Here is a 3576-nt window from a genome sequence, read left to right on the forward strand (position 1 = left end):
CCGCTAGCGGCCCGATGACCGAAGGGCCGCACGGCCCGCAGGTCTGAATCGGCCCGCGACATGCAACGCGGCCCGATGACCGGAGGGCCGCAAGGCCCGCAGGTCTGAATCGGCCCGCGGACATGCAACGCGGCCCGATGACCGAAGGGCCGCACGGCCCGCAGGTCTGAATCGGCCCGCCCAGCGGTCAACACCGCGGCGCTGCGGCCTTTCCAGTCGCGTCGCCGGGCTCTATCCCTGGCGGCCGATCCTGCCGATTGCCGCGACACCATGAACGACGCCGCCACGCCCTCGCCGAAAGACCCGCCGCGCTACGACTTCGCCGCCGCCGAGCCGCGCTGGCAGGCCGAATGGGGCCGCCGTGACTGCTTCGCCGTGCCCGACGTGCCGCCGGCCGATGCGAAGAAATACTATGTCCTGGAGATGTTCCCCTACCCCTCGGGGAAGATCCACATGGGGCATGTGCGCAACTACACGCTGGGCGATGTGGTGGCGCGCTACAAGCGGGCGCGCGGGCATCTGGTGATGCATCCGATGGGCTGGGATGCCTTCGGCCTGCCGGCGGAGAACGCGGCGCGTGAACGCGGCATCCATCCCGGGAAGTGGACCTGGGACAACATCGCCAACATGCGGGCCGAGCTGCAGCGCATGGGGCTTTCGCTGGAATGGTCGCGGGAATTCGCCACCTGCGACCCCGCCTATTACGGCAAGCAGCAGAAGCTGTTCCTCGATTTCTGGAAGGCCGGCCTGGTCGAGCGGAAGGAAAGCTGGGTCAACTGGGACCCGGTGGACGGCACGGTGCTGGCCAACGAGCAGGTGATCGACGGCCGCGGCTGGCGCTCCGGCGCGCTCGTGGAGAAGAAGAAGCTCAGCCAGTGGTTTTTGAGCATCACGAAGTATGCGCCTGACCTGCTGGCGGCGCTGGACACGCTGGACCGCTGGCCGGAGCGCGTGAAGCTGATGCAGGCCAACTGGATCGGCCGCAGCGAGGGCGCGCGGGTGCGCTTCCGGCTGACCGACGCCACGGCCGCCGGGACGGAGGAGGTCGAGGTCTTCACGACGCGCCCGGACACGCTGTTCGGGATGTCGTTCCTCGCGGTTGCGGCCGAGCATCCGCTGGCCGCGGCAGCGGCCGCGCGCGATCCCGAGGCCGAAAAATTCGTTGCCGAATGCCGGCGCATGGGCACCAGCGAAGCGGCGATCGAACAAGCCGAAAAACGTGGCTACGACACCGGCTTCCGCGTGGCGCATCCCTTCCTGCCGGGCGTGTCCTTCCCGGTCTGGATCGCCAATTTCGTGCTGATGGAATACGGCACCGGCGCGATCTTCGGCTGCCCGGGCCACGACCAGCGCGACATGGATTTCGCGCGCAAGTATGGCCTGACCGTGCTGCCCGTGGTGCTGCCGCCGGGCGAGGATCCCGCGACCTTCACGCTCGGCGATGTCGCCTACACGGACGACGGCAAGATCTTCAATTCGGGCTTCCTGAACGGGCTCGACGTGCCGGCGGCCAAGCGCCGCGTCATCGAGAAGCTGGAGGAAGGCGGCCAGGGCGTGGGCGTGGTGAACTGGCGCCTGCGCGATTGGGGCATCTCCCGCCAGCGCTACTGGGGCTGCCCGATCCCGGTGATCCATTGCGAGGCCTGCGGCGCCGTGCCGGTGCCCGAGGACCAGTTGCCGGTGGTGCTGCCGGAGGACGTGGATTTCTCGCGCCCCGGCAACCCGCTGGACCACCACCCGACCTGGAAGCACGTCGCCTGCCCGTCCTGCGGCAGGCCCGCCACGCGCGAGACCGATACCTGCGACACCTTCGTGGACAGCTCCTGGTACTTTGCCCGGTTCTGCTCGCCGCAGGCCGCGGAGCCGGTGACGCGCGGGGCGGTGGATGCGTGGCTGCCGGTGGACCAGTACATCGGCGGCATCGAGCACGCGATCCTGCACCTGCTCTACAGCCGGTTCTTCACCCGCGCGATGAAGGCGACCGGACACCTGGCGTGCGAGGAACCCTTCGCCGGGCTCTTCACCCAGGGAATGGTGCAGCACGAGAGCTACAAGGGCGCCGACGGGCGCTGGCTCTATCCCGAGGAGGTGGAGTTCTCGGTCGCGGCCGACGGCACGCGCAGCGCCGCGGTGAAGGGCACGAACGAGCCCGTGGCCATCGGCCGCGTGGAGGCGATGTCGAAGTCCAAGCGCAACACGGTGGATCCCGGCGCGATCATCGCGAAGTTCGGGGCGGACACCGCGCGCTGGTTCATCCTCTCGGACAACCCGCCCGAGCGCGACATGGAGTGGACCGAGGCGGGCGTCGCGGGCGCCTTCCGCTTCACCCAGCGCATCTGGCGCCTGGCGACGCAGGCCGCGCCGTCGCTGCCGCCGCCCGGCACCTCGCCGGCCGAGGCCTCGGGCCCTGCACGCAAGCTGCGCCAGGCGACGCATCGCACCATCGCCGCGGTGACCGAATCGCTCGAGAGCTTCGCCTTCAACGTCGCGGTGGCGCGGATCCACGAATTCGCCAACGCCATCGCCGAGACCGATGCCGCCGCCGGCGCCGAAGGGATGGGCGCCGCCCGGCGGGAGGCGCTGGAGACGCTGGCGCGCCTCGTCGCGCCGATGATGCCGCACCTCGCCGAGGAGGTTTTTTCGGTGCTTTGTCCAGGCGATGCCAAGCTGGTCGCCGAGATGGACTGGCCCGAGGCCGATCCCGAACTGCTGAAGGCCGAGACCGTCACGCTCGCCGTGCAGGTGCTCGGGAAGCTGCGGGCGACGATCGAGGTGGCGGTGGGCGCGCCGGAAGCGGAGATCTTCGCCCTGGCGGAGGCCGAGGAGAACGTGCAGCGTGCGCTCGCCGGCAAGCCGGTGAGGAAGCGCATCCATGTGCCGGGGCGCGTCGTGAACCTGGTGATCTGAGCGGATGGAGGGCGTCGGCGTGGGCGGGGCGGCAGGACAGGGCGAGGTCACCGCAAGGCGGCGCCTGCTGCGCGGCCTTGTCGGCCTGGCGCCGCTGACGCTCGCCGCCTGCGGCTTCCGTCCGGTCTATGGCCCTGGCGGCGGTGTCGGGTCGGGCGATCCCTCGGTCGCGCAGGAGATGGGCGCGATCCGCGTGCCGCTGATCCCGGAGCGTTTCGGGCAGTTGCTGCGGCGCAACCTGCAGGAGCGGATCTCCACGGCCAGCGGCAACATGGTGCGGCCGGCGCGCTGGGACCTGGTGGTCAGCCCGAGCTTTTCCGGCGAGGGCCTCGGGATCCAGCCGGACGGCGCGGCGACGCGGGTGCGCTTCGTCGCGACCGCCAACTGGGCACTGCTGCGGCTGACACCGCGGGAGACGGTGGCGAACGGCTTCGAGCGGGCGATGGATGACTACAACATCCAACCGGCCCAATATTTCGCAGCCGACATGAGTCGCGATGCGATGGAACGGCGGCTTGCCGAGTTGCTGGCCAATGAGGTGATCATGCGGGTCGCGATCAATTTCCGCGGCCTGCGGGAGGGCGTCGCGCCGCGGCTGATCGAGCCGGTGCCGCAGCCGGCCGCGCCCTCCGACCCGAGCGTGATCCTGCCGCCGGGCGCCGGCGTCCC

Annotated in this window: 2 protein-coding genes; both read left to right on the forward strand. The window is 70.3% G+C overall.

What is annotated here, in order from left to right; genetic code table 11:
• The first annotated feature begins 270 nt into the window (after positions 1-270).
• Positions 271-2907: a leucine--tRNA ligase gene (gene leuS / locus AC1MIR_RS09770; protein ID WP_480027977.1), complete on the forward strand. Its 2637-nt coding sequence runs from the start codon at positions 271-273 to the stop codon at positions 2905-2907.
• Between the two features lie 4 nt (positions 2908-2911).
• Positions 2912-3576, forward strand: a 665-nt coding sequence (gene lptE, locus AC1MIR_RS09775; protein WP_480027978.1) for an LPS assembly lipoprotein LptE, incomplete at its 3' end; no start/stop codon positions are given.

This window comes from Falsiroseomonas sp. RANM36 (assembly GCF_056682175.1).

Bases quoted from the DNA above. Each gene is read 5' to 3' on its own strand.
- leuS (WP_480027977.1), top strand. From the start codon at position 271: ATGAACGACGCCGCCACGCCCTCGCCGAAAGACCCGCCGCGCTACGAC.